We start from the raw sequence: 22,496 nt of genomic DNA, 5'->3' as shown, positions 1-22,496 counted from the left end.
AGTTCAGCGCGGGAGTTTGACCACCGTGACGAAGAAGTCGTCGATGCGCTGGACGATCTCCACGAAGCGGTGGAAGTCCACCGGCTTGGTGACGTAGGCGTTGGCGTGCAGGTTGTAGCTGCGCAGGATGTCCTCCTCCGCCTCGGAGGTCGTCAGCACGACCACCGGGATGGTGCGCAGCGACTCGTCGGCCTTGATCTCGGCGAGGACCTCGCGGCCGTCCTTCCTCGGCAGGTTCAGGTCCAGCAGGATCAGCCCGGGCCGGGGCGCGTCGACGTAGGGTCCCGCGCGACGCAGGAAGGCCAGCGCCTCGACGCCGTCGGCGACCACGTGCAGGCTGTTGCGGATCTTGTGCAGCTCGAAGGCTTCCTGGGTCATCAGCACGTCGCCGGGGTCGTCCTCGACGAGGAGGACGTCGAACGGCGAGAACGGGTTCTGGTCAGTCATGGTCACCTTCGGTTGTCGCTGCGGTCCCGGCGGGCAGGGTGAACACGAACCGCGTGCCCTCGTGGTGGTCGGTGTCGAGCCGGATGGTGCCCCCGTGGTGCTCGATGATCTTGCGGCAGAGGGACAGGCCGATGCCCGTTCCCGCGTACGTCTCCTTGGGGTGCAGTCGCTGGAAGATCACGAAGATCCGGTCGGCGTACTGCGGTTCGATGCCGATCCCGTTGTCGGTGCAGGAGAACTCCCACATGTCGGCTACGCGCCTGGCGTCGATCCGCACCCGCGGCGGCTCCTCTCCGCGGAACTTGATCGCGTTGCCGATCAGGTTCTGGAACACCGTGGTCAGCAGCGACGCTTCGCCGTGCACTGTGGGCAGGTCCGCCGTGACGATCTCCGCGCCGGTGTCCTCGATGGCCGCGGCCAGGTTGCGTTCGGCCTGGGCGACCAGGGCCGCGCTGTCCAGCGTGGTGGCCGCGACGCTGATCCGGCCGACCCTGGAGAACGCCAGCAGGTCGTTGATCAGCACCTGCATCCGCTTGGCGCCGTCCACCGCGTAGTCGATGTACTGGTCGGCCCGCTCGTCCAGCTGACCGCGGTACCGGGTGGACAACAGCTGGCAGAACCCGGCGACCTTGCGCAGTGGCTCCTGCAGGTCGTGCGAGGCGACGTAGGCGAACTGTTCGAGCTCGGCGTTGGACCGCTGGAGTTCTTTGGCCTGCTGGTCGAGCGCGCGGTGCGCCTCCTGCAGTGCCCTGAGCTCGCGCAGGATGTGGCCGCGCATCTCGTCGACGTCATGGCCGAGGTCGTGGATCTCCTGCGGTCCACGCACCGCGAGCTTGTGGTGGAAGTCCCCGCCCGCCACCCTGCGCGCCTCGCTCCGGAGGTCGGCGAGCGGCCGCAGCACCACCCGGCGCGTGCTCACGAACAACGCGATGATCGCCAGCACCAGCAACACGGCGACGGTGACGCACACGGTGACCAGGGTCGACGCGGCATCGTCCACCTGGCGCTGTATCTTCACGCGGAGCTCGTCGAGGCTCTCGGTCTGCCGGTCCAGCGCGGCGCGGAGCACGTCGAACAACGCCTTGCCCCGCGCGGAGTTCCCGGTGTTGCCGGAGGCTCCCCTGGTGCGCACGATCTCCAGCGTCGGCTCGACGTAGCCGGTCATCCACTCCTGATGCGCCTTGCCGACGGCATCGAGGTTGGCGCGCTCCACCTCGCCGCCGTTCTTGAGCAGCTCGGTGAGCTTCGCGCGCACTCCGTCCGCCTGCCGCACACCGTTGAGGTACGGCTCCAGGAAGTCGGACCGCCCGGTCAGCACATAGCCGCGCAGGCCCGTCTCCTGGTCAAGCAGCGAGGTGGTCAGGGTCTGCGCGAGGCGAGCGGCGGGCTGGGCGTAGGTGACCCCCTCTCGGCGGGCGGAGGTGAGGTCGGTGATCGCGTAGGCGCCCATCAGGATCGCGGTCGCCGCGAACACCAACATGAACGCGGCGGCCCCCAGCAACCATCGGGACAGCGACCGCGTCCTGCCCCTTCTCATCGGGGCCGCCGGTAGTTCGACGTCAGCAACAGCACCGCGACGTCGTCGGTGAGCCGTTGGCCGTGCATCGCCTCGGTCGTCTCGATGAGGTGGTCCAGCAGCTCCCCCGGATGCGAACGCCAGCAGGGATCATCGCGGATCCGCGTGTCGACCAGCTCGTGGAGTCCTTCAACGCCAAGGCGTTGCGGCCCCGCGCCGGTCCGGCCCTCGATCAGCCCGTCGGTGTAGAGCACCAGCGCCCAGTCCGGCGGCAGGTCGATCCGCATCGGCAACCAGCTCGCCAGCGGGTCGATGCCCAGGGGCATGCCCGCGTCGTTCCTCGGCACCGGGCGCGCCCGGCCACCAGCGATCAACAGCGGCTCGGGGTGCCCGGCCAGGTGCATCGTCGCGGTCTGCTGGTCGGGGCTCACCGAGACCGTCGCGATCGTCGCGAACACGCCCCTGCGCAACCGCTCGCTCAACAGAACCTGTTGCAGCGTCCGGAGAACCACCTCGGTGCTCTGCCCGGAGAGCACCAGCGCGCGCCACGCTATCCGCAGGCACACGCCCACCGCGGCCTCATCCGGACCGTGGCCGCAGACATCGCCGATGACCACGTGCACGGTGCCGTCCTCGGTCTGCACCGCGTCGTAGAAGTCGCCGCCGACCAGCATCCTGGCCCCGCCGGCGCGATACCTGGCCACGAAGGTCGTGTTCGGGTCGCGCAACAGCGGCGACGGCAACAGGCCGCGTTCCAGGCGCGCGTTCTCCTCGCCCCGCAGCCGGGCCTCGTCGAGCTGGCGCTGGGTCTCCTCCGCGCGCAGCCGCTCGACCGCGTAGCGGATCGCCCTGCCGAGCAGTCGTCCGTCGACATCGCCCTTGATCAGGTAGTCCTGCGCGCCCGCGGCCACCGCGTGCACACCCTGCTGCTGGTCGTCGAGGCCGGTGAGCACGAGGAAGGCGACGCCGTTGGACGCCGAGCGCAGCCGCCGCAGCCCGTCGAGGCCGGTCGCGTCGGGCAGCTGGAGGTCCAGCAGCACGCAGTCGACGCGACGCTGGGCGAGCTCGGACTCGGCTTCGGCGAGCGTGCGCACCCGGCTGAGCCGGATGTGCCTGCTGTGCGCGACGAGGTGCTCTTCGACCAGGAAGGCGTCGCCGTCGTCGTCCTCCACCAGCAGGACGGTGATGTCGCTGGGACCCGGCTGGAGCGGGCGTGCCAGTTCCGCTGGTCCCCGCGCACGGCCTGGCCGCACTGGTTCCGACACCTCGGTCTCCCCACTCGCCCCCGGTGACCCGACCCTCAGCGAAGTCGCTTGCCCACCGGCAAGCACCAGTTCGTCATCGTACGGGTGGCCAGCCACGACACCGGTAGTCGTACAGGAACAGCGTCCACCCAGGTGAACGAGCAGGCTCAGCGGTATGGCCTCTGCCAGAACGCGATCCGATCGACCGCACCTTGACGTTGGCGCACAAGCGAATCGCGCGGACACGAGCCGTCCAGTGCGGAATGTGGGCCAACCGACCATGCCGTGCGGCACCGAGAACCTCGACGGCACGCCGGGCTGTGCGCCGGTTTCTCCACTACCCTCGCGCCATGGCTGCTGAGGGTGAGGTCGAGGTTGACGAGCTGTGCTCGTACGCGGTGGACGTGTGGGTGGAGGACCCGGCGATCCTCACCGACGAGGCCGCGCTGCTGCGGCTGCTCACCGAGGCGGCCGAGGCGGGCAACGCCAACGTGCTGGGTGAGTCCCGGCACATCTTCCCCAACGGCGCGGTGACCGCCGTCCTGGTGCTGTCCCAGTCGCACCTGAGCATCCACACCTGGCCGGAGTTCAACCTGGCCAACATCGACCTGCTCGCCTACGGCCGGATCAACGCCGAACGCATGATCGCCACCATCGAGGCGGGCCTGTCCCCGGTGCGCATCAACGTGTCCAGGCTGCTGCGCGCCACCAAGTGAGGACGGCAAACCCGCTGGTGAGCATCTCGGTTGCTAAGCTCGACGGACCATGTTGACCTGCAAGCGATCCGCCTCATGAACGCCGCGTCCCCGAACTCCGACATCGCGCTGCTCGCCGAGGTCGCCGAGGCCGTACGGCTCCAGGAAGGCGAGATGGGCGTCCGCGCCATCCTGCAAGCCTTCCGTCAGCTCGCCCCCGCGCCCACCCGCGCGATCAGTCGCCGCACCGGACTGCCGCTGCCCATCGTCGCCGCCGTCGGCAACGAGCTGCGCAGCCGCGGCCTGCTCGGCCAGGAACGGCCGTCCCGGCTGACCGAACGCGGCCTCGCGCTCGCCGCCGAGCTGGGTGTGGAACTCAACCTCGACCCGGACTGCTACCGCTGCGGCGGTCTGGAGATCGCCATCCCGTCGGTGCTCAACGAGGCCGTCGAGCGGCTGCGCCGGATCATGGCGGACGGGCCGAACGCGGACGTCTCGCTCGACCAGTCGCTGTGCACCGCCGAGACCAAGGTCCGCAGGGTCCTCGCGCTGATCAGGGCGGGTGTGCTGCCCGGGGGCTCGGTGCTGCTGGTCGGCGACGACGACCTGGTCTCGGTGGCGATCGGCGTCGTCGGCGACGTGCTCGGCGTTCCGCTGGCCAGCCGGGTCGGTGTGGTGGACATCTCCACCGACATCCTCGACCACATCGCCGACACGGCCTCGGCACTGGACCTGCGGGTCGATCTGGAGCAGCACGACCTTCGCGAGCCCCTGCCGCAGCGCCTGCGCGGCCAGTTCGACGCGGGCATGACCGACCCGCCCTACACCGCGGAGGGCACGCGGCTGTTCCTGTCCCGCGTGGTCGAGGGTCTCAAGCCCGGCGCGGCGCGCAACATCCTGTTCTCCTTCGGCGCCAAGGGCACCGAGGAGATGCTGGAGGTCCAGCAGGAGATCCTCGGCCTCGGCCTGGTCACCCACGGGATGATCCGCAACTTCAACTCCTACGAGGGCAGCGGGATCCTCGCCGGAACCGGCTTCCTGCAGCACCTGCTGACCACGGCATCGACCGCGTCGCTGGTCGAGGGCACCTACGAGGGCCCGCTCTACACCAGGGAGAAGCGCTCGCGGCAACGCGAGTACGAGTGCGTCTCGTGTTCGGCGCGGTTCCCCGTCGGCGCGGGCGCGCGGTGGAACTCCGTCGCCGACCTGCGCGACGCGGGCTGCCCCCAGTGCGGCGGCGGCCCGTTCCGCCCGTTGCAGCTGGTCGCGGAATGAGCGGCTACACCGTGCGCCAGGCCGAGGAGCGGGACCTGGACGCGATCGCGGACTTCGAGGTGGAGATCGCGAAGATCTCCTTCGGCGACGACGCGGTGGACGACCCCGCCACCCATCGCAAGAAGCTTGCCAACGCGATGAAGAAGCAGCCGGAGGGCATGTTCGTCGCGGCCGCCGGTGACGCGGCGCCGATCGGCTGGCTGTGGATGGCGCTGAACACCAACTTCCTCACCGGCGACCGCTACGCCAACTTCCGCTCGCTCGCCGTGGCGGAGCTGCCGGAGCGGACCGAGGTGGCCGAGCTGCTGCTGGCCGAGGGCCTGGCCTTCGCCAAGCGCAACGACATCACCGAGGTCACCGGCAAGGTGCATGTCGGCAACACCGGCATGCGCACGCTCTACCGGAAGTTCGGCTTCGAGTCGACGCACCTGTCGATGCGCCTGGACACCAGGAGATGAGCACCGGGGACCGGACGGTCAAGTGCGTCGTCTGGGACCTCGACGGCACGGTGTGGGACGAGGTCGCCATCGAGGGGGCGGAGCGGACGCTACCGACCCCGCGCCCGGAGGTGCTGAGCGCGATCGACGTGCTGGCCGGGCGCGGCATCCTGAGCAGCGTCGCCAGCCGCACCGACCCGTCGCTGCTGCCGCTGCTCAAGGCGTCGCCCGAGCTGGCGGAGCGCTTCGTCGCCCCGCAGCTGGGGTGGGGCGACAAGAGCGAGGCGCTGCGCCGGATCGCCGACGAACTGGGCATCGGCCTGAACACCCTGGCCTTCGTCGACGACACCCCGTACGAGCGCGCCGAGGTCGCCGCGCTCGCCCCCGAGGTCCTGGTGCTGTCCCCGGAGGAGCTGGCCGCGAGCCTGGACGAGCCACCGCTGCTGCCCGAGGTGCTGACCGAGGACAGCCGGGCGCGGGTGCGCCGCTACCGGGAGGACGAGCACCGCAAGGCGGCCGCGGCGACGTTCACGGGCGCGCGCGAGGACTTCCTGCGGGACTGCGACATGCGGTTGGCGGTGCGGGAGGCTCGTCCCGAGGACCTCGACCGCCTGTTGGAGCTGGCCGCGCGAACCCACCGGCTCAACTCCACCGGCGAGGTTCCCACCGCCGAGGAGCTGCGCTCGATGCTGACCTCGCCGCAGTGGTTCGTGCCCGTCGCGCGGTTGTCCGACCGCTTCGGTGACTACGGCATGATCGGCGCCGCCCTGGTGGAGCGGCGAGACACCGTGTGGCGCGTGCGGCTGCTGTCGCTGTCGTGCCGGGTCGCCGGGCGCGGCGTGGCGCTGGCGTTCCTGCGCTGGCTCATCGAGCGCTCCGGCCACGCGAGCTTCGAAGTCCTCATGCGACCCACCAGCGCGAACCTTGAACTCAGGGTGCTGTTCCGCCAATGCGGCATGCGCGTTGTGGAACAGCCCGAGCCGGACCTCGCGGTGCTGAGCTCCCCAGTGGGATCGCCGCCGCCGGACGCGCCGTCCTGGCTGACGGTCATCGAAGGAGAGGCGTCATGAGTACTGGCGACGCGGTCCGGCGCCTGATCGCCGCCGCCGTCGGGCAGGACGAAGCGGTGGTCGCCGCACTGCCCGAGGACACCCGGCTGTTCGGCCCGGAGATCGCGTTGAGCTCACTCGCGGGCGCGCGACTGCTCGACGCCGTGCACGAGAGGTTCGGCGTCGACGTGGCAGCCGAGGACCTGAACCTGGACGCGCTGGAGTCCATCGCGAGCCTGAGCGGGTTCGTCGAGCGACACCAGCGGTGAGGGCATGACTAAGCCGCCCAGCCCACGGAGGCGCGTGGCCGGGCGGCTCAGCTCAGATGTTCACCCGCGGTAATCGTCGTACCGGTCGTCGAGTTCGAGCCGGTCATCGGGCCTGCGATCGGCCGACGACCTCCCGCCCGACAACTCGTTCTGGAGGGCCTGCAGGTCAGTTGGGTGAGAGCTGTACTTGAGCTCCCGCGCCACCTTGGCCTGCTTTGCCTTGGCTCGGCCGCGCCCCATAGCTCGACCTCCCTATACGAGGACAAGCGGGCCGGTACCCGTAGGCGGCTCCGCTTGTCTGGGCATCTCTTCCTGCAAATATCGTAGCGTGCCCCGGCGACAGTGGAAGCAGACAGCCGCCCTTGCCGATCAAGGTGCGCCGACGGTCTCCGCGCGCAGCGCGCCGAGCATCCGATCAAGGAACTCGGCGCTGTCCAGCCCGGCGGCGATCTTCACCGCGGGCCGCTCGGACGTGGTGTCCACGTAACCACGCAGGTCGGCGACGGTGGTTCCCCTGGTGTGCGTGCCGCGCAACTCGACGTGCACCGGCAGCTCCCGACAGGTGGCGAGCGCGGGGTCGAGCAGGATCGCGGCGGCGAGCGGGTCGTAGAGCGTGCACTGGCGCACTCCGACGAGCGGCTCGTAGAAGCCCACGTAGTGGCCGAGAACACCGGTCGCGAACCGCGCTCGGGGGCTGTCGTGCGCGGCGAGTTCATCCAACCAGGTGGCATCCGCGATCGCGTGCGCCGTCGCTTCAAGCCCCACGAGCGTGAGGTCGAAGCCCGCGCCGAGCACCAGATCGGCGGCCTCGGGGTCGTTGAAGATGTTGGCCTCGGCGTGCGGAGTGGCGTTGCCGGGCACCCACACCGCGCCGCCCATCACCACGACACTGCGCAGCAGTTCGGGCAGATCCGGCTCGACGAGCAGCGCGATGGCGACGTTGGTCAGCGGCCCCAGCGCGAGCAGGTCGAGCTCGCCGGGGTGTTGTCGCGCCAGCCGCACGAGCTGTTCGACGGCGGACTCGGCGGTGGGCTTGCCCTTCGGCTTCGGCCCCGCGACGTTGCCGAGGCCGTCGTCGCCGTGGACGTACTCGTAGGTCTTGAGGGGCTGCGCCATCGGCCGCCGTGCGCCGACGGCGACCGGAACGTCACCCCAGCCGACCAGTTCGAGCACGCGCAGGGCGTTCTCGGCGGCGATGTCGGCGGGCACGTTGCCGTGCACAGTGCCGACGCCGACGAGCTCGACGTCCCGCTGCGCCGCGAGGTAGAGGATCGCGAGCGCGTCGTCGATCCCCGGGTCGGTGTCCAAGACGATCCGCATGGGGTGGAGTCAACCAAACTCGGCGCGGCAGGCCCGCTGCTACGTTGAGTCAGGATCCGTACACGCACCCGGGGGACGAGATGCCCGAACCGACGATCATGAGTATTGCCGCCGTGCTGGCGGGCAGGGCCGCGACGGCGCTGGCGACGACGGCGCTGGGCGGGCTCTACCGCTACGTGAAGGAGCAGTTCAGCCCCGAGGCGCAGCAGGTGCTAGAGGCCGCCGTCGAGGCGCCCGACGACACGGAGCGGGTCGAGGAGCTCGGCAGGGAGCTGGAGCGCGCCGAGCAGGCCGACCCCGAGTTCGGGCGGCGGCTGCGGGAGCAGTACGAGCAGGCCGACGTCGAGATCCACGCCGACAACGGCAGCGTGGTGAACCAGATCTCCGGGACCGTCACGGGCAAGGTCGTCCAGGCCCGCGACATCACCGGCAACATCAGCTTCTGACGACGAACGCCCCAGTGAACGTTCTGGTCGAACGTTCACCGGGGCGGTGTGTCGAGGTCAGTCCGTTGCGGGGAGTTCGAGGCGGGGGAACAGCGCCGGGGGCTTGCTGATGGCGCGACCGGCGATGCCGGACAGCCACGCCTCGGGCGCGGGGACGCCCTCCGCCTTCTCGCCGAGGGCCTCCAGGATCACCGCGCTGGGCACCGGGAGGTACGGCTGGATCAGCGCGCCGAGCTGGCGGACCGCGCCGACCAGGTGGTGCAGCGTCGTGTCGAGCAGGGCCTCCGCCTCGGGGGTGCCCTCCTTCGCCAGGTGCCACGGAGCGCGCTCGTCCACGTAGGCGTTGGTGCGGCGCACGAGGTCCCACACCTTGGTCAGGGCCTCGCGGTGGTCGTAGCGGACCATCGCCTCCATCGACTCACGGGCGCTGGCCTCGACCTGCGCGGCGAGGGACTGCTCGGGCTCGGCCACGGGACCGGACTCCGGGACGACGCCCTCGCGGTAGCGCTGGGTCATGCTGGTCACCCGGCTGACGAGGTTGCCGAGGCCGTTGGCGAGGTCGGTGTTGTAGCGCGAGACCAGCCGCTCCTCGCTGAAGTCGCCGTCGCCGAACGGCGAGAACTCGGCCAGCAGGAAGTAGCGGATCGCGTTCACACCGAACTGCTCGACCAGGGCAACCGGGTCGACCGCGTTGCCGAGGGACTTGCCGATCTTGCGGCCACCCGCGGTGATGTAGCCGTGCACCACGATCTCGGTGGGCAGCGGCAGACCCGCGGACATCAGCATCGCCGGCCAGTACACCGCGTGGAAGCGGGTAACGCCCTTGCCGACCACGTGCACGCGGTCGTCGGCGTTGACCCAGTACTTCTGGTAGTTCTCGTCGTCGCGGAACCAGCCGAGGGCGTTGGTGTAGTTGGTCAGCGCGTCGATCCAGACGTACATGACCTGGCTGTCGTCGCCGGGCACCGGGATGCCCCAGCCACGGGCGCGGGACATCGACCGGGAGACGCTGATGTCCTCGAGGCCCGCGCGGACGAAGCTGGTGACCTCGTTGCGGCGGGTCTCCGGGACGATCTTCACCTCGCCGGACTCCAGCGCGTCGAGCAGCCGGTCGCCGTACCGGGAGAGCTTGAAGAAGTAGTTGGTCTCGCTGACCAGCTCCGGCACCGTGAGGTGCTCCGGGCACTTGCCGTCGACCAGCTCGTCCTCGGCGTAGAACTGCTCGCAGCCCACGCAGTACAGGCCGGAGTACTCCTTGGTGTAGATGTCGCCGCTGGCGGCCATCCGGCGCCAGATCTCCACCGCGCCGTCGATGTGGTCCTGGTCGACGCTGGTGCGGATGAAGCGGGTCAGCCCCACTTCGAGGCGCTTCATCAGCTCCTCGAAGAACACCACGTTGCTCGCGACGAGCTCCTTGGCGGACACGCCGGCCTTCTCCGCGGCGAGCACGTTCTTGAGCGCGTTCTCGTCGGAGCCGCTGAGCACGTAGACGTCCTGGCCGCGCATGGCCATGTGCCGGGCGAACGCGTCCGTCTGGACCCACTCCAGCGCGTGGCCCAGGTGCGGGCTCGCGTTGACGTAGGGAATCGTCGTGGAGATGAAGGACGCGCCGGACATGGTCTCCCCAGCATTTGGTTGAGCAAGAGCGGGTCGAAGCCAGTTTAGTGGCTCGCCGCCCGTTCATTTTCCGCAGGTCAGGCCAGGGCGGCCAGCACCGCCTCGCTCCTGGGCGAGCGCCGGTGGCCAACGGCGGGGCCTTCCGCCGGCCCCAGCTCGCCGGGCTCGCGAACGTCCACTGTGAACAGTTGAGCCTCCCGGCCGCGCCGCCGGCGGAACACCGCCCACTGCTCCTTCCAGCTCTAGGAACCGGGGTCGCCGACCGCTACCTTGCGGCGTCATGAGGTGGCTCACCCGCAGTGCCGCGCTGCTCGCCTGCACCGCGCTCGCCGTGACGCCGGTCCCGGCCGTGGCGGCACCGGCGGACGCGTCGTGGCAGCTGACACCGACGAACACCGACGCGCGCTTCCGTGGCCTGTCCGCGGTGAGCGGGCGGGTGGCATGGGCCGGTGGCAGCGGCGGTGTCGTGCTGCGCACCGTCAACGGTGGGCGCGAGTGGCAGCGGGTCGATCCACCCGGCGCCGCGGAGCTGCAGTTCCGTGACGTCCACGCGTTCGACGAACGGCGCGCGGTGGTGCTCTCGATCGGCGAGGGCGCGGCGTCGCGGGTGTACCGGACCTCCGACGGCGGGCGCACCTGGCAGGTGGCGTTCCAGAACCCCGACCCGGAGGCGTTCTACGACTGCCTCACGTTCTTCGACTCGCGCAACGGCATCGCCTTGAGCGACCCGGTCGGCGGGAAGTTCCGCATTCTGTCCACTTCGGACGGTGGTCAGAGCTGGAAGGTGTTGTCCGACAAGGGGATGCCGCCCGCGTTGGACAAGGAGGCCGGGTTCGCCGCCAGCGGGCAGTGCCTGGTCTCCTCCGGCGGGCGGGACGCGTGGTTCGCTACCGGGGGTGGAGCGAGGTCGCGGGTCTTCCACTCCGCCGACCGAGGGAACACCTGGCGGGTAAGCGAAAGCCCGCTCGCGGCGAGCGAGAGCGCAGGCACCTTCGGGGTGGCGTTCGTCGGCAGGCGGCACGGGATCGCGGTCGGCGGCGACTTCGCCAACGTCGCCGGGCCGAGCACCGTCGCGCTGACCGGCGACGGAGGGCGCACGTGGCGTGCCGGGGCGCAGCAGCTCGGTGGGTACCGATCCGGAGTCGCCGTGCCCCCGACGCGGCCGTGGACCGCGATCGCCGTCGGGCCCACCGGCAGCGATGTCAGCCGGGACGGCGGGCGGAGCTGGACGCGCTTCGACGACGGCAGCTTCGACACGGTGGACTGCGCCTGGGACGGGGCGTGCTGGGCTTCGGGTGAACGCGGGAGAATCGCCAAACTCGGCCGCTGAGTGTTCTATATGGAGCGTGTCATCCAGCTGCCCCGCGCTTTTCGGTCCTGAGTTCGAAGCGGATCCCTATCCGGCTTACCGCTGGTTGCGCGAGCACTCTCCGGTGCACCGCGTCGACCTGCCCGGCGGGACGTGGGCCTGGCTGGTGACCGACTACGCGCTCGCCAAGCGGGCGCTGGCGGACGCGCGGCTGGCCAAGGACCCGGGCAAGGCGTGCAAGCCGTGGCAGCTGGCCGGGCTCGGGCTGCCCTTCGACCACCGGCCGACGCTCGCGCGGCACATGCTCAACGCCGACGCCCCCGACCACCAGCGGCTGCGACGGGCGGTCAGCGGCGCGTTCCAGACCCGCCGGATCGAGCCGCTGCGGGCGCGGACCGCGCAGGTCACCGAGGAGCTGCTCGACCGGGTGGCCGGCAACGGGCACGCGGACCTGATCGCCGACCTCGCCTACCCGCTGCCCATCACGATCATCTGCGACCTGATCGGTGTGCCGGAGTCCGACCGCGCGGAGTTCCACCGGTGGGCCGCGGTGATCGACTCCGCCGCGGCCGAGGCCGCCGACGACGTCTGGGTCGCCACCGACGCCCTGGAGGGCTACCTCGTCGGGCTGGTCGCCGACCGCGGCCGCTCCCCCGATGACGACCTGCTCAGCGAGCTGATCGAGCAGGAGCGCGCGGGGGTGATCACCGCGGACGAGCTGCGGTCAACGCTGTTCCTGCTGCTGGTCGCCGGGCACGAGACGACGGTCGCGCTGATCGGCAACGCCATGCTCACGCTGCTGCGCGATCCCGAGGAGCTGGCCAGGGCCGCCGCCGACCCGTCGCGGCTGCCCGCCGTCGTGGAGGAGGTCCTGCGCTACGCCGGCCCGGTCCGCAACGCGACGTGGCGCTTCGCCACCGAGGACGTCCGGCTCGGCGACGTGACCATCGGCCCTGGTGAGCCGGTGCTGGTCTCGCTGCTGGCCGCGAACCGGGACCCGGCGGCCTTCGGCGAGCCGGAGCGCTTCGACCCGGACCGGCCGCGCCGCGGCAACGAGCACCTGGCGTTCGGGCTCGGCCCGCACTTCTGCATCGGGTCGGGGCTGGCCAGGATGGAGGCCGAGATCGCGATCAGCGCCGTGCTGCGGCGGTTCCCCGGCCTAGCGCTTGCCGTGCCCCCGGACCAGCTGCGCTGGTGGCCCAGCCCGATCATGCGCGGGCTGTTCGCGCTTCCGGTCCGCTGGGGGACGCCGCAGCAGTGACGCGCCCAGCGGTGTGAGCGTGTGCAGCACCGCGCTGCCGTAGCGGCGGCTCGCGACCAAGCCCGCGTTGCGCAGCACGGTCGCGTGCTGGCTCGCCGAGGCCGGGGAGATTCCCATCCGCCGGGCCAGCTCGCTGGTGGTGTGCCCGGGTGCGACCGCTTCGAGCACTCCCGCTCGGGTGTTGCCCAGCAGCGCCGCCAGCGAGCGCTCGGTCTCGCTCTGCCCGCGCTCGGAGGTGTCGCCGAGCCACTGCACCTCGCGCTCGACCGGGTAGACCAGCACCGGCGTGAGCGTCGGGTCCATCAGCGAGACCGGGTACTGGTAGCAGAAGAACGACGGCAGCAGGAGCAAGCCCCGGCCTTCGAGGCGCAGGTCCTGGTCGACCGGGTACTCGACTTCGAGCACCGGGTAGGACCACCGCATCAACGGCCGCAGCCCGGACAGCAGCCCCTCGGAGCCCGCGTCGAGCACGGTGCGGGCGCGGACCGCGCGGTCGGAGTCGACGCACGCCTGCAACCGCGACTGGTACGGCGCGAGCGCGACCTCGTGGTAGCACAGGATCGCCGAGGTGAGGCGCTGCAGGACCTCCCGGTCGCCGTTGGCGAGCGCGCCCACCCACGACGGCAGCTGGTAGCGGTTGTCCAGCAGCTCCAGCTCGGCGCGCAGGCGCTGCTTGGGCGTGCTGAGGATCGCTTCGATGCCCGCGCGCAGTCCCTGAGCACCGTTGGCGGGCGTGAGGAAGTCCGGGAAGTAGCCGCGCGGCGGCAGCAGCGGGAGCAGCAGGCGGAGCTGGTCGAGCAGGCTGGGCTGGGTGAAGGCGGCGCGCACGCGCTGCCGCCAGCCGTCGAAGACGACGTCGCCGTCACGGGCCAGCAGGCGCTGCACGCTCAGCACCGTCTCCCACAACGGGTCCGGCGCGGCGGCGACCCGCGTCCTGCCCAGGTCCTCGGCAGTGAAGTGGATGCGCAGCATGGTCTCTCCCGTTCTCCCCGGCGAACTGGATTCTGAAGAGACTCACACGCCGCGATGCGGAGTCAACAGATGCGGACAAGACCTCGATATGGCGGCGTTCGCTTGGGCCGAACGGAGCAATTCGGGGCCGCGATCCTCCCCCGTTCTTCGATCAGCCTTGAAGGGGGGAGCAGAGAGCGGCGGCCAGACGCGAACCTGATTCTCGTGTGAGGCCACTCACACTCCGTGTTCGGATCACCCACCCTGCCCCACGGAGCACAACATGATCAGACGATTGGCCACCCTGCTGGTCGCAGCCGCATCGACCATGGCCCTCGCGGGCGGAGCCGCCTCCGCCAACCCCGCGCCGAAGTCCGCCGCCGAGCTCACCGCCGTCACGCCGATGGCCGACAGCAAGGTCCTCAACTTCAGCTGGTACGGCCAGCAGACCGGCTACTGGTGCGGCCCGGGCTCGGCGCAGATCGCCATCAGCTCAAGGCGGACGCCGCCGAGCCAGCAGCAGCTGGCGAACTACATGGGCACGCACACCGGCGGCACCGACCACGTCGGTCTGGTGCGCAACGCCCTGAACAACTTCATCGGCACCAGCTGGTTCGAGGTCAAGAACATGGCCGACCCGCCGAGCCAGGCGCAGCGCGACCTGCTGCGCCGAGACCTGGTGCTCAACATCGACAACAACTACCCGATCGTCGCCAACGTGATCAGCGGCTGGCGCCCGCCCGGCTACCCCGGCGGGACGATCTACCACTACGTCGCGGTCATGGGCTATCGCGCGGGCGGGGCCGAGGCCCTGATCGCCGACCCCGCGGCGGAGGGCCACGGTGGCGGCGGCTGGGGCAACGTGCCGCGCACCTACTGGATCAGCACGTACAACCTGGGCACGTGGATCGGCGGAAAGGGTTACACGGCCTAGGAACCGCAGTCCCTCCACAGTGTCTATCCACTGTGGAGGGACGTTATCCCCATTGGAGAAACACCATGATTCGACGATTGGCCACCCTGCTGGTCGTAGGCGCATCGACCATGGCCCTCGCGTCGGTCGGAGTGGCGGGCGCGAATCCCGCACCCACCTCCACCACCCTGGAGACGGCCAAGGCCGACAACAAGGTCCTCAACTACACCTGGCGGCGCCAGGAGACCGGCTACTGGTGCGGCCCCGGCTCCACGCAGATCGCGCTGAGCACCAGGATCTCCCCGCCGAGCCAGCAGGAGCTGGCGAACTTCATGGGCACCCACACCGGCGGCACCGACCACATCGGGCTGGTGCGCAACGCACTGAACCACTACCTCGGCACCAGCTGGTTCGAGGCGAAGAACATGGCCGACCCGCCGAGCCAGGCGCAGCGCGACCTGCTGCGCAGGGACCTCGTGCTCAACATCGACAACAACTACCCGATCGTCGCGAACGTGGTGAGCGGCTGGCGCCCGCCCGGCTACCCCGGCGGCACCATCTACCACTACGTCGCCGTTGTCGGCTACCGCTCCGGCGGCGCCGAGGCGCTGATCGCCGACCCCGCCGGTGAGGGTTCCGGTGGCGGCGGCTGGGCCAACGTGCCCAGGGCCTACTGGATCAGCACCGAGAACCTGGGCACCTGGATCGGCGGCAAGGGTTACGCCGCTTAGGCGCGAGCCATCCACCGCCCCGACCGGTAACGTGGCCGCGTACCAGGGCGCACGGCGGAAGCCGGGGAGGCCCCTACTTCTCCCCGGCTTCCTGTGTGGACGGTGTGCTCAGGCCGTCGCCAGCGCCTCGGTCGGCGAGAGCCTCGCCGCCTTGCCAGCCGGGAACCACCCGGCCAGCGAGCCGATCAGCACCGAGGCCCCGACCCCGGCGGCGATCGCCACGACCGGCACCGTGACCGGCCACCCGCTGTTCACCGACCACACGATGCTGATGCCCAGCCCGAGCAGGACGCCGAAGATCCCGCCGAGCCCGGACAGCAGCACCGCCTCGGTGAGGAACTGCGCCCGGACCTGTCCCCGGCCCGCCCCGAGCGCGCGCCGCAGCCCGATCTCCGAGCGTCGTTCCAGCACCGAGACGACCATGGTGTTGGCCACCCCGACCCCGCCGACCAGCAGGGCGACCGCGCCGAGCCCGAGGAACATCGTCGCGAAGGTGTTCTGCGCGGTGATCTGCGCCTGCAACGCGTCCGAGGGCCTGCTGACGCTGACCTCGTTGGGGCTCTTGGGGTTGACCGTTCCCGCCAGCACCTCGCGGACCTGGTCGACGGCGTCGTCGTCGGAGCGCTCGTAGACGGTGCTGGGGTGACCGTCGAAGCGCAGCTTCTGCTCGGCGACCTCCCAGCCGACCAGCGCGGCGCGGTCCAGCTCCGGCGCGAGCTGCACCGGGTCCAGGATGCCGACGACGGTGAACCACTGCGCGCCCAGCCACACCTGGGTGCCCGGCCTGTCGATGCCCAGGTGCTCGGCGGCCTTGTGCCCCAGCACGACCCCGGGGTACTTGGCGATGGCCCCGTTGAGCCACGTTCCACTTCGGACGGTGCCGCCGACGGTGTCCAGCAGGTTCAGCTTCGCGGCGAGCGTGCTGATGCCGCCGGTCTCCCGCGCGTCGCTGAGGTCGGTCCGGTAGACGTTGACGTTGGGCACGGCGCCGGTCCCGCTCGCCTTCTGCACGCCGCCGATCCGCTGGACCATCTCCACCACCTCCTTCGGCAGCCTGGTCTCGTCGCCGAAGAAGGACTTGCCCGCGGTCACCTGCAACAGGTTCGTGCCGAGCTTGTCCAGCTGTGCCTTGAGCGCCGCCTGGCTGGCCGCGCTGATCCCCAGCACCGCGACCATCGCGGCGACACCGATCGCGATGCCCAGCGCGGAGAGCACGGCCCTCGTCGGTCTGCCCACCACCCCGGCGAGCCCCGCGCGGATCAGGTCGCCCAGGCCGACCCTGGCCGACTTCGGCAGCGGACGCGGCTCAGGGGCCGCGCTCGCCGGTCGGTCCACCAGCGTGGTCATGCGGCCTCCCGATGCGCGGTGTCGTGCCGGATCACGCCATCGAGCAGCTCGACCCGGCGCGGCAGTGAGCGGGCGATCTCGTGGTCGTGAGTGATCACCGCGATGGTGGTGCCCTCGGCGTTGAGCTCGTGCAGCAGCGCCAGCACCCCCGCGCCGGAGCGGGAGTCCAGCGCGCCGGTCGGTTCGTCGGCGAGCAGGATCGCGGGCCGCGCCACCAGTGCCCTGGCGATGGCCACCCGCTGCTTCTCACCGCCGGAGAGCTCGGCGGGCCGGTGTTCGACGCGGTGGCCGAGGCCGACCCGCTCCAGCGCCTCCAGCGACCTGCGCTCCCGCTCCGCCCGGCCGACGCCGTGGTAGAGCAGGCCGGTGGCCACGTTCTGCGCCGCGGTGAGGTGCGGGGTGAGGAAGAACTGCTGGAACACGAAGCCGATCCAGTTCGCCCGCACCGCCGACAGCTGCCGGTCCGACAAGGTGGCGACGTCGTGCCCGAGCAACCGCACCACGCCTTCGCTCGGCCGGTCCAGCGTGCCCATCAGCTGCAGCATCGTGGACTTGCCGGAGCCGGACGGGCCGACCACCGCGAGCAGCTCGCCCTCCACGATCCGCAGCGAGGCCTCGCGCAGCGCGCGCACCTCACCGGGATAGGTGCGCGAGACCCGCTCCATCTCGATCACGGTGCCGAGGGTGGGGTTGCCTGCCGGGTTCATGCCGCGACCCTGACCTTGGCGCCCTCGCGGATCTCCGATCCGGTCACCTCGACCTTGCCGTTGCCGAACAGGCCCAGCTCCACGCCGACCAGCTTGGTGCTGCCGTCGGGCTGCACCAGCTCGACGCCGTAGCCGCCCTCTGCCAGCCGCAGCAGCGCGTTGAGCGGCACCGCGAGCACGTTCTCCTTGCTCTCGCTGGTGAAGTAGACCGAGACCGGGGCGCCGTCGAGGGTGCCTGCCGCCCGCGGGTCGTCGAGGGTGACCTCCACCTTGACGGTGGGCGGGGAGCCGCCGAAGCCCTTGTCGTCGTCGGCCTTGGTCGCCACGGTGCCGACCGAGGTGATCCTGCCGGGCGCGCGCTTGCCACCGGGCAGCGCGACCTCGACCGCGGCGCCGACCTTGGCGATGCCCTGCTTGGTCACCGGCATGTCGACGGTGACCAGGCGGTCGGTGCTGCTGGCGGTGCCCACCTTGCCCTGTGCGCCGCCGCCGAGCGTGCCCTCGACCTTGGTCATCCGGATGTCGCTCGGCAGGATCACCACGTCACCGACGTCGATCGCGCCGGTCTGCTCGACGCCGAGCGCCTTCTGCCACTTCTTGATCGCGGCGGCGGTGGCGTCGTTGAACTTCTCGTCCGGGGTCTGCTTGAAGAAGCCGAGATCGCGCAGGTTCTGCTCGACCAGCTTGATGTCGGAGCCCTTGGTCACCCCGGAAGAGAGCTTGCGCCACAAAGGGACATCGCCCCGCCACAGCGGCACGGTCCGGTCGTTGACCGAGTAGAGCTGCTGGCCCTGCCGGATGAGCTGGCCCTCCTTCGGCAGCGCGGTGTAGATGCCGCCACCGCCACCGGCCGTGACGTCGTAGCTCCCGCCGTAGCCGAGCTTGCCGTCGACCTTCTCCTGCTGCACCAGCGTGGTCTTCTCCACCTCGGAGGCGGCCCCGGGCTTCTGCTTGGTGTCGGTGGCTGCCGCGGGGTCTCCCCCGTTGAGCAGGGCGGCCGCGGTGATGCCACCGGCCGCGAGCACCGCGGCGGCGGTGACGAACACCGCGGGCTTGCGGCCGCGGCGCACGTGCCTGTCGGTCACTTCCCCGCCTCCGGCCGAATCGCGATGGCGCCGCCCTTGCCGTCCGGGCTGCACTTCTTGAACGCCTCTTCCATCTTCTTCTGGTCCTGGTCCATGGGAATCGCCTGGGCCGCGCCACCGGCACCCGGGTCGGGCATGTCGATCCCCTGCTCCCGCATGCACTTCGCCCACTTCAACTGCTCTTCCTTGAACTTCGGGTCATCGGGGTTGAAGTCCTTCGCGCCGGAGTACTTCTCGCATGCCTTGTTGGCCTTGTCGAGCTTCCCCATGTCCGCGTCGCCCCGGCCCAGGGTGATCGACGCCCCACCCTCCCCGAACGTCGGGTCGGGCATGTCGACCCCGTTGTCCCGCATGCACTTCGCGAACTTGAGCATGCGTTCCTTCGGGTCCTTGGGCACGTCGGGGTCGTTCTCCGCCGCGGTGTTCTTCTTGTCCCCGCCCAGCGACGCGACCTTGTTGTCGGGCTGACCACCGCACCCGGCCAGCAGCAGTGCCGACATCAGGACCGCGCTCACTCCCGCAAGCCGAAGTGTTCTCATCGCCTTGTGCTCCTCGATGACTCGAATAGCTGACTTCGCCGTCTCCGGCGGTACGGCGACAGGTCTACGTGGTGAGGTGTTTCGGAATGTTTTCGTCGCCGGGAAACATCGCGGAAACACCGTCAATGGCACGGTGAGCGGGTTTACGGGTACAACCGAGCTGGTGGAGGGCCGGATGAGGGTGCTGGTGGCCGAGGACGAGAAAGTCCTGGCCGACCTGGTCGCCGCGGGACTGCGATCCGAGGCGATGGCCGTCGACGTGGCCTACGACGGGCTCACCGCGCACGAACGGCTCGCGGTGCACGACTACGACGTGGTGGTGCTCGACCGCGACTTGCCTGGCATGCACGGCGACGACATCTGCAGCGACCTCGCCCGCTCGGCGAGCCGGACCAAGGTGCTGATGCTGACCGCGGCTGGCTCGCTCGACGACCGCGTTGACGGCCTTGAGCTGGGCGCGGACGACTACCTCATCAAGCCCTTCGAGTACCCGGAACTGGTCGCGCGGGTGCGCGCGCTCGCCCGCCGCGCGGCCCCGGTACTGCCACCTGTGCTCAACGCGAAGGGCATCGAGCTGGACCCGGCGCGGCGCAGGGTCACCAGGGACGGCAAGCGGATCGAGCTGACGCCGAAGGAGTTCGCCGTGCTGGAAGTGCTGTTGCGGGCGCAGGGAACCGTGGTGAGCTCCGAACAGCTGCTGAAGCAGGCGTGGGACGAGTTCGCCGACCCGTTCACCAACGCGGTCCGGGTGGCGATGTCGAAGCTGCGGGCCAAGCTCGGCGATCCGCAGGTGATCGAGACCGTTCCCGGCGCAGGCTACCGGATCTGAGAGCGCGGCCATGACGATCCTGCGGCCCACGGTGCGCACCAAGCTCACGGCCCTCTACAGCGGACTGTTCCTGTTCTCCGGTGCCGTGCTGGTCGCGGTGGTCTACTTCCTGATGGCGCAGACCGTGACGGACCGGGTGACGCTGGCGGTCAGCGCGTCCGCTGTGCCCGCGGACGCGCTGATGCTCAGCAAGCTCGACAGCGTCGAGGAGGCTCCGGCACAGACGGTGGTGCCCGGAGTTGCGGTGACCCGGGTAAGCCCGGCACAGCCGATCACCTCGGAGCGGCTGAAGGCGCTGACGCACGACATCGCGGCCGTCAGCGCCGACGCCGCGTTGGACTCGCTGCTGCTGTACTCCGGACTGGCACTGATCGCCATCGCCGCCCTGTCGGTGGCGGCGGGCTGGTGGATCTCCGGCCGCGTGCTGCGACCGCTGCACCAGATCACCGCGACCGCGAAGCGGCTGTCCTCGGAGAACCTGCACGAGCGGATCTCGCTGTCCGGTCCCCGCGACGAGCTGACCGAGCTGGCCGGAACCTTCGACACGATGCTCGACCGGCTCCAGCACGCCTTCGACAGCCAGCGCAGGTTCATCGCCAACGCCTCGCACGAGCTCCGCACGCCCCTTGCCATTCAGCGCGCCGCGATCCAGATCGGACTGAAGAACCCGGACAAGGAGCGGCTCGCCGAGGTGAGCGAGCAGATGCTGGAGGCCAACCGCCGCAGCGAACGGCTGATCGACGGGCTGCTGTTGTTGGCTCGCAGCGACCGCGGCCTGGAGAACCGCGGCCCGGTGGAGCTGCACGACGTCGTCGCCGACGTCGTCGAACAGCACTCCGCCGCTGCGGGGGCGCGCTCGATCGAGGTCGAGGTGAGCGCGGAACCGTTGCTGGTGCTGGGAGATCGCGTCCTGCTCACGCAGCTGGTGACGAACCTGGTCGGCAATGCCGTGCGGCACAACGTCGATGGCGGTCGCATCTGGGTGCGCACCAACTCGCGCAGCGGCCTTCAGGTCGTCAACACGGGTCCGGTGATCGACCCGAGCACGGTGCCGTTGCTGTTCGAACCCTTCCGGCGGGGGAAGGAGCGCACCGGCTCGGCGGACGGCGGCGCGGGCCTCGGACTGTCGATCGTGCAGTCGATCGCGCAGGCCCACGACGGGGAGGTCGTCGCGGAGGCACGGGCCAAGGGTGGCCTGCACGTGCGGGTGAGCCTCCCGCTCTCCAGCTGAGTCCCAGGGACGCTTGGCGTTGGGCCGGCGCGGACAGCCCGTCGGTGCGAGCGAGCTGGCCGCCGAACCGACCGGAGCTGCGCGCGTGGGTGAACGTCCAATTGGTACGGCTGGGTGGCGAATACGGGGCACAGCCCGAGTGACGATGCGAGGACGTCGGCGTGTGACAAGAATGTGTGCATGATCCGCAGTCTGGTTGCGGTCCTCGTGCTCATGGTGATGGCCGGGTGCGCCGCGCCACCGCCCGCCCCGTCCGGCCCGAAGCCGATCGGCCTAGGCATCTCGGTGTACTTCGGCCAGGGTGAGCTCGCCAAGGACGACGCGCTGCGCCGCAGAGTGACCGACCTGCTGGTGAACTGGCGCGCACCGGTTCCTGACGGTGACGTGGACGTGTCCCTGTCGCGGCTGCTGTGGGCGGGACGGCTCGACGGCACCGTTCTCGCGGTCACGGCGGCCAAGCTGAACAGAGGCGACTCGTACTGGATAGTCGAGGCGAGTGGCGCCTCGGTCGAACAGCTCGTGGTCACGGCCGACACGTCGTACGTCGGCGGGCTGCTCGGCCGCGGCCGGGACCTGGTGCCCATCCGTTCTGGCTGCTGCGGGCCGCGCTACCTCACCTCCGGCGGTGCGTTCGAGGTCGTGGTCGTCGGCGGCCAGCGGTTGAAGGTGGCAGGCAACATGAGCGAGCGGGCCACCACGCGGCGCTGCCAGGTGTCCGCGCTGGACGTGCCCGCGGGCGGCGAAGTCGCCAGCTACCTCGACCTCGGTGCCGGCGTCGCCCCGGTGACCTCGCCGGTCCTGCGCGACGACCAGGCGGCTGCCGTCGCCGACGCTCTGAAGGACCTGGACACCTGCCGAGCTTCGACCGACCCGGGTGGCGTGATCAGATCGGCCGCGCAGAACGGGCCACTGAACACCGTGACGGCTTCGGCTCCCGCGCGGATCACTGTGCCGGGCACCGGTTTCGGGACGCTGACGGTGTTGCGCTGGCAGCTCGTCTCCGGGGCACTGACCACGAGCATGGTGTGGCGGCCGGACAAGGGCGCTCCGGCCTTCTCCGCCGCCGAGGCCAAGCGGCCGCTCCACGTGTTCCCGGCCGGCAGGACGAGCGTGCTCGTGTGGGACCCGCAGGACGGCGAGCTGAACCTGCCGTCTGGAACGCGACCGACGGCCAGTGGCGAGGGCTTCGCCGTGTTGCCGCAGAACACCAAGGCGCGGGTGTCACTGGTCAAGGACGACAAGACCGTGGAGTCACGCGACGTCAGCTGACACACGTGC

General features: G+C 70.4%; 25 protein-coding genes. 13 read left to right on the top strand and 12 right to left on the bottom strand.

Annotated features, from left to right (window positions below; all coding sequences use genetic code 11):
• Positions 1 to 3: 3 nt before the first annotated feature.
• The 3 genes from ACFFQA_RS13615 to ACFFQA_RS13605 are packed head-to-tail and all read right to left on the bottom strand — an operon-like array spanning position 4 to position 3,228.
• The gene (locus tag ACFFQA_RS13615) at positions 4 to 447 is read right to left on the bottom strand and encodes a response regulator (protein ID WP_377852180.1); all 444 of its coding nucleotides are present in this window, start codon (positions 445 to 447) and stop codon (positions 4 to 6) included.
• Positions 440 to 1,984 (bottom strand): sensor histidine kinase, encoded by a 1,545-nt coding sequence (locus ACFFQA_RS13610; RefSeq protein ID WP_377852179.1) that lies wholly within the window; start codon positions 1,982 to 1,984, stop codon positions 440 to 442. Before ACFFQA_RS13610 ends, ACFFQA_RS13615 begins: the two co-directional genes overlap by 8 nt.
• The gene (locus tag ACFFQA_RS13605; protein ID WP_377852177.1) at positions 1,981 to 3,228 is read right to left on the bottom strand and encodes a PP2C family protein-serine/threonine phosphatase; all 1,248 of its coding nucleotides are present in this window, start codon (positions 3,226 to 3,228) and stop codon (positions 1,981 to 1,983) included. The genes ACFFQA_RS13610 and ACFFQA_RS13605 overlap by 4 nt, the downstream gene beginning before the upstream one ends.
• 329 nt (positions 3,229 to 3,557) lie before the next feature.
• Between ACFFQA_RS13605 and ACFFQA_RS13600 the strand changes: the two genes are divergently transcribed.
• From ACFFQA_RS13600 to ACFFQA_RS13580, 5 genes are all read left to right on the top strand, one after another.
• Positions 3,558 to 3,923 carry an S-adenosylmethionine decarboxylase family protein gene (locus ACFFQA_RS13600; RefSeq protein ID WP_377852176.1) on the top strand — a complete coding sequence of 122 codons (366 nt, stop codon included), beginning with the start codon at positions 3,558 to 3,560 and terminating at the stop codon, positions 3,921 to 3,923.
• Between the two features lie 75 nt (positions 3,924 to 3,998).
• Positions 3,999 to 5,177: a bis-aminopropyl spermidine synthase family protein gene (locus tag ACFFQA_RS13595; RefSeq protein WP_377852175.1), complete on the top strand. Its 1,179-nt coding sequence runs from the start codon at positions 3,999 to 4,001 to the stop codon at positions 5,175 to 5,177.
• Complete coding sequence (locus tag ACFFQA_RS13590; protein WP_377852174.1) at positions 5,174 to 5,635, top strand: GNAT family N-acetyltransferase; 462 nt, start codon at positions 5,174 to 5,176, stop codon at positions 5,633 to 5,635. The genes ACFFQA_RS13595 and ACFFQA_RS13590 overlap by 4 nt, the downstream gene beginning before the upstream one ends.
• Positions 5,632 to 6,684 carry a hypothetical protein gene (locus tag ACFFQA_RS13585; RefSeq protein ID WP_377852173.1) on the top strand — a complete coding sequence of 351 codons (1,053 nt, stop codon included), beginning with the start codon at positions 5,632 to 5,634 and terminating at the stop codon, positions 6,682 to 6,684. Before ACFFQA_RS13590 ends, ACFFQA_RS13585 begins: the two co-directional genes overlap by 4 nt.
• Positions 6,681 to 6,932, top strand: coding sequence for a phosphopantetheine-binding protein (locus tag ACFFQA_RS13580; protein WP_377852172.1), 252 nt, complete (start codon positions 6,681 to 6,683; stop codon positions 6,930 to 6,932). Before ACFFQA_RS13585 ends, ACFFQA_RS13580 begins: the two co-directional genes overlap by 4 nt.
• Before the next feature lie 60 nt (positions 6,933 to 6,992).
• On the opposite strand, the gene ACFFQA_RS13575 is transcribed toward ACFFQA_RS13580, so the two are convergent.
• Both ACFFQA_RS13575 and ACFFQA_RS13570 read right to left on the bottom strand, forming a co-directional pair.
• Positions 6,993 to 7,172: a DUF3073 domain-containing protein gene (locus ACFFQA_RS13575; RefSeq protein WP_377852171.1), complete on the bottom strand. Its 180-nt coding sequence runs from the start codon at positions 7,170 to 7,172 to the stop codon at positions 6,993 to 6,995.
• Between the two features lie 129 nt (positions 7,173 to 7,301).
• Positions 7,302 to 8,252 carry a nucleoside hydrolase gene (locus ACFFQA_RS13570; RefSeq protein ID WP_377852169.1) on the bottom strand — a complete coding sequence of 317 codons (951 nt, stop codon included), beginning with the start codon at positions 8,250 to 8,252 and terminating at the stop codon, positions 7,302 to 7,304.
• Between the two features lie 80 nt (positions 8,253 to 8,332).
• Between ACFFQA_RS13570 and ACFFQA_RS13565 the strand changes: the two genes are divergently transcribed.
• On the top strand, positions 8,333 to 8,698 hold the full coding sequence (locus tag ACFFQA_RS13565) for a hypothetical protein (RefSeq protein ID WP_377852167.1): 366 nt from the start codon (positions 8,333 to 8,335) through the stop codon (positions 8,696 to 8,698).
• A gap of 57 nt (positions 8,699 to 8,755) precedes the next feature.
• Here ACFFQA_RS13565 and ACFFQA_RS13560 read toward each other — a convergent pair whose 3' ends face one another.
• Both ACFFQA_RS13560 and ACFFQA_RS13555 read right to left on the bottom strand, forming a co-directional pair.
• Positions 8,756 to 10,315, bottom strand: coding sequence for a methionine--tRNA ligase (locus tag ACFFQA_RS13560; protein ID WP_377852165.1), 1,560 nt, complete (start codon positions 10,313 to 10,315; stop codon positions 8,756 to 8,758).
• A gap of 77 nt (positions 10,316 to 10,392) precedes the next feature.
• A complete protein-coding gene (locus tag ACFFQA_RS13555; protein ID WP_377852163.1) occupies positions 10,393 to 10,536 on the bottom strand; it encodes a hypothetical protein in 144 nt (47 codons plus the stop codon).
• Between the two features lie 59 nt (positions 10,537 to 10,595).
• Between ACFFQA_RS13555 and ACFFQA_RS13550 the strand changes: the two genes are divergently transcribed.
• Together ACFFQA_RS13550 and ACFFQA_RS13545 are read left to right on the top strand one after the other, a co-directional pair.
• Positions 10,596 to 11,645 (top strand): WD40/YVTN/BNR-like repeat-containing protein, encoded by a 1,050-nt coding sequence (locus tag ACFFQA_RS13550; RefSeq protein ID WP_377852162.1) that lies wholly within the window; start codon positions 10,596 to 10,598, stop codon positions 11,643 to 11,645.
• Positions 11,646 to 11,661: 16 nt separating this feature from the next.
• The gene (locus ACFFQA_RS13545) at positions 11,662 to 12,885 is read left to right on the top strand and encodes a cytochrome P450 family protein (RefSeq protein WP_377852161.1); all 1,224 of its coding nucleotides are present in this window, start codon (positions 11,662 to 11,664) and stop codon (positions 12,883 to 12,885) included.
• Here ACFFQA_RS13545 and ACFFQA_RS13540 read toward each other — a convergent pair.
• The gene (locus ACFFQA_RS13540) at positions 12,784 to 13,857 is read right to left on the bottom strand and encodes an ArsR/SmtB family transcription factor (protein ID WP_377852160.1); all 1,074 of its coding nucleotides are present in this window, start codon (positions 13,855 to 13,857) and stop codon (positions 12,784 to 12,786) included. The genes ACFFQA_RS13545 and ACFFQA_RS13540 overlap by 102 nt on opposite strands.
• A gap of 262 nt (positions 13,858 to 14,119) precedes the next feature.
• Between ACFFQA_RS13540 and ACFFQA_RS13535 the strand changes: the two genes are divergently transcribed.
• Together ACFFQA_RS13535 and ACFFQA_RS13530 are read left to right on the top strand one after the other, a co-directional pair.
• Entirely contained in the window at positions 14,120 to 14,770 is a 651-nt protein-coding gene (locus ACFFQA_RS13535; RefSeq protein ID WP_377852159.1) for a C39 family peptidase, read from the top strand.
• Between the two features lie 65 nt (positions 14,771 to 14,835).
• On the top strand, positions 14,836 to 15,480 hold the full coding sequence (locus tag ACFFQA_RS13530; protein WP_377852158.1) for a C39 family peptidase: 645 nt from the start codon (positions 14,836 to 14,838) through the stop codon (positions 15,478 to 15,480).
• A 108-nt stretch (positions 15,481 to 15,588) separates the two neighbouring features.
• Here the strand turns inward: ACFFQA_RS13530 and ACFFQA_RS13525 are convergent, their stop codons facing one another.
• Genes ACFFQA_RS13525 through ACFFQA_RS13510 form a run of 4 tightly spaced genes read right to left on the bottom strand, consistent with a single transcriptional unit; the run spans position 15,589 to position 19,158 of the window.
• Positions 15,589 to 16,827 (bottom strand): ABC transporter permease, encoded by a 1,239-nt coding sequence (locus ACFFQA_RS13525; RefSeq protein ID WP_377852157.1) that lies wholly within the window; start codon positions 16,825 to 16,827, stop codon positions 15,589 to 15,591.
• Positions 16,824 to 17,534: an ABC transporter ATP-binding protein gene (locus ACFFQA_RS13520; RefSeq protein WP_377852156.1), complete on the bottom strand. Its 711-nt coding sequence runs from the start codon at positions 17,532 to 17,534 to the stop codon at positions 16,824 to 16,826. Before ACFFQA_RS13520 ends, ACFFQA_RS13525 begins: the two co-directional genes overlap by 4 nt.
• On the bottom strand, positions 17,531 to 18,619 hold the full coding sequence (locus tag ACFFQA_RS13515) for a peptidoglycan-binding protein (RefSeq protein ID WP_377852155.1): 1,089 nt from the start codon (positions 18,617 to 18,619) through the stop codon (positions 17,531 to 17,533). The genes ACFFQA_RS13520 and ACFFQA_RS13515 overlap by 4 nt, the downstream gene beginning before the upstream one ends.
• Complete coding sequence (locus tag ACFFQA_RS13510; RefSeq protein ID WP_377852153.1) at positions 18,616 to 19,158, bottom strand: hypothetical protein; 543 nt, start codon at positions 19,156 to 19,158, stop codon at positions 18,616 to 18,618. The genes ACFFQA_RS13515 and ACFFQA_RS13510 overlap by 4 nt, the downstream gene beginning before the upstream one ends.
• A 175-nt stretch (positions 19,159 to 19,333) precedes the next feature.
• On the opposite strand from ACFFQA_RS13510, the gene ACFFQA_RS13505 reads away from it, so the two are divergent.
• From ACFFQA_RS13505 to ACFFQA_RS13495, 3 genes are all read left to right on the top strand, one after another.
• On the top strand, positions 19,334 to 19,987 hold the full coding sequence (locus ACFFQA_RS13505; RefSeq protein WP_377852152.1) for a response regulator transcription factor: 654 nt from the start codon (positions 19,334 to 19,336) through the stop codon (positions 19,985 to 19,987).
• A gap of 10 nt (positions 19,988 to 19,997) precedes the next feature.
• Positions 19,998 to 21,218 (top strand): sensor histidine kinase, encoded by a 1,221-nt coding sequence (locus ACFFQA_RS13500; RefSeq protein WP_377852151.1) that lies wholly within the window; start codon positions 19,998 to 20,000, stop codon positions 21,216 to 21,218.
• Positions 21,219 to 21,398: 180 nt separating this feature from the next.
• Entirely contained in the window at positions 21,399 to 22,487 is a 1,089-nt protein-coding gene (locus tag ACFFQA_RS13495) for a hypothetical protein (protein ID WP_377852150.1), read from the top strand.
• The last annotated feature ends 9 nt before the right edge of the window (positions 22,488 to 22,496 follow it).

The sequence above is a fragment of the Allokutzneria oryzae genome (assembly GCF_042429765.1).
Taxonomy (GTDB): Bacteria; Actinomycetota; Actinomycetes; order Mycobacteriales; family Pseudonocardiaceae; genus Allokutzneria; species Allokutzneria oryzae.
The sequence above is the reverse complement of the archived record's forward strand: the minus strand, read 5'-3'. Positions and strand labels throughout refer to the sequence as shown.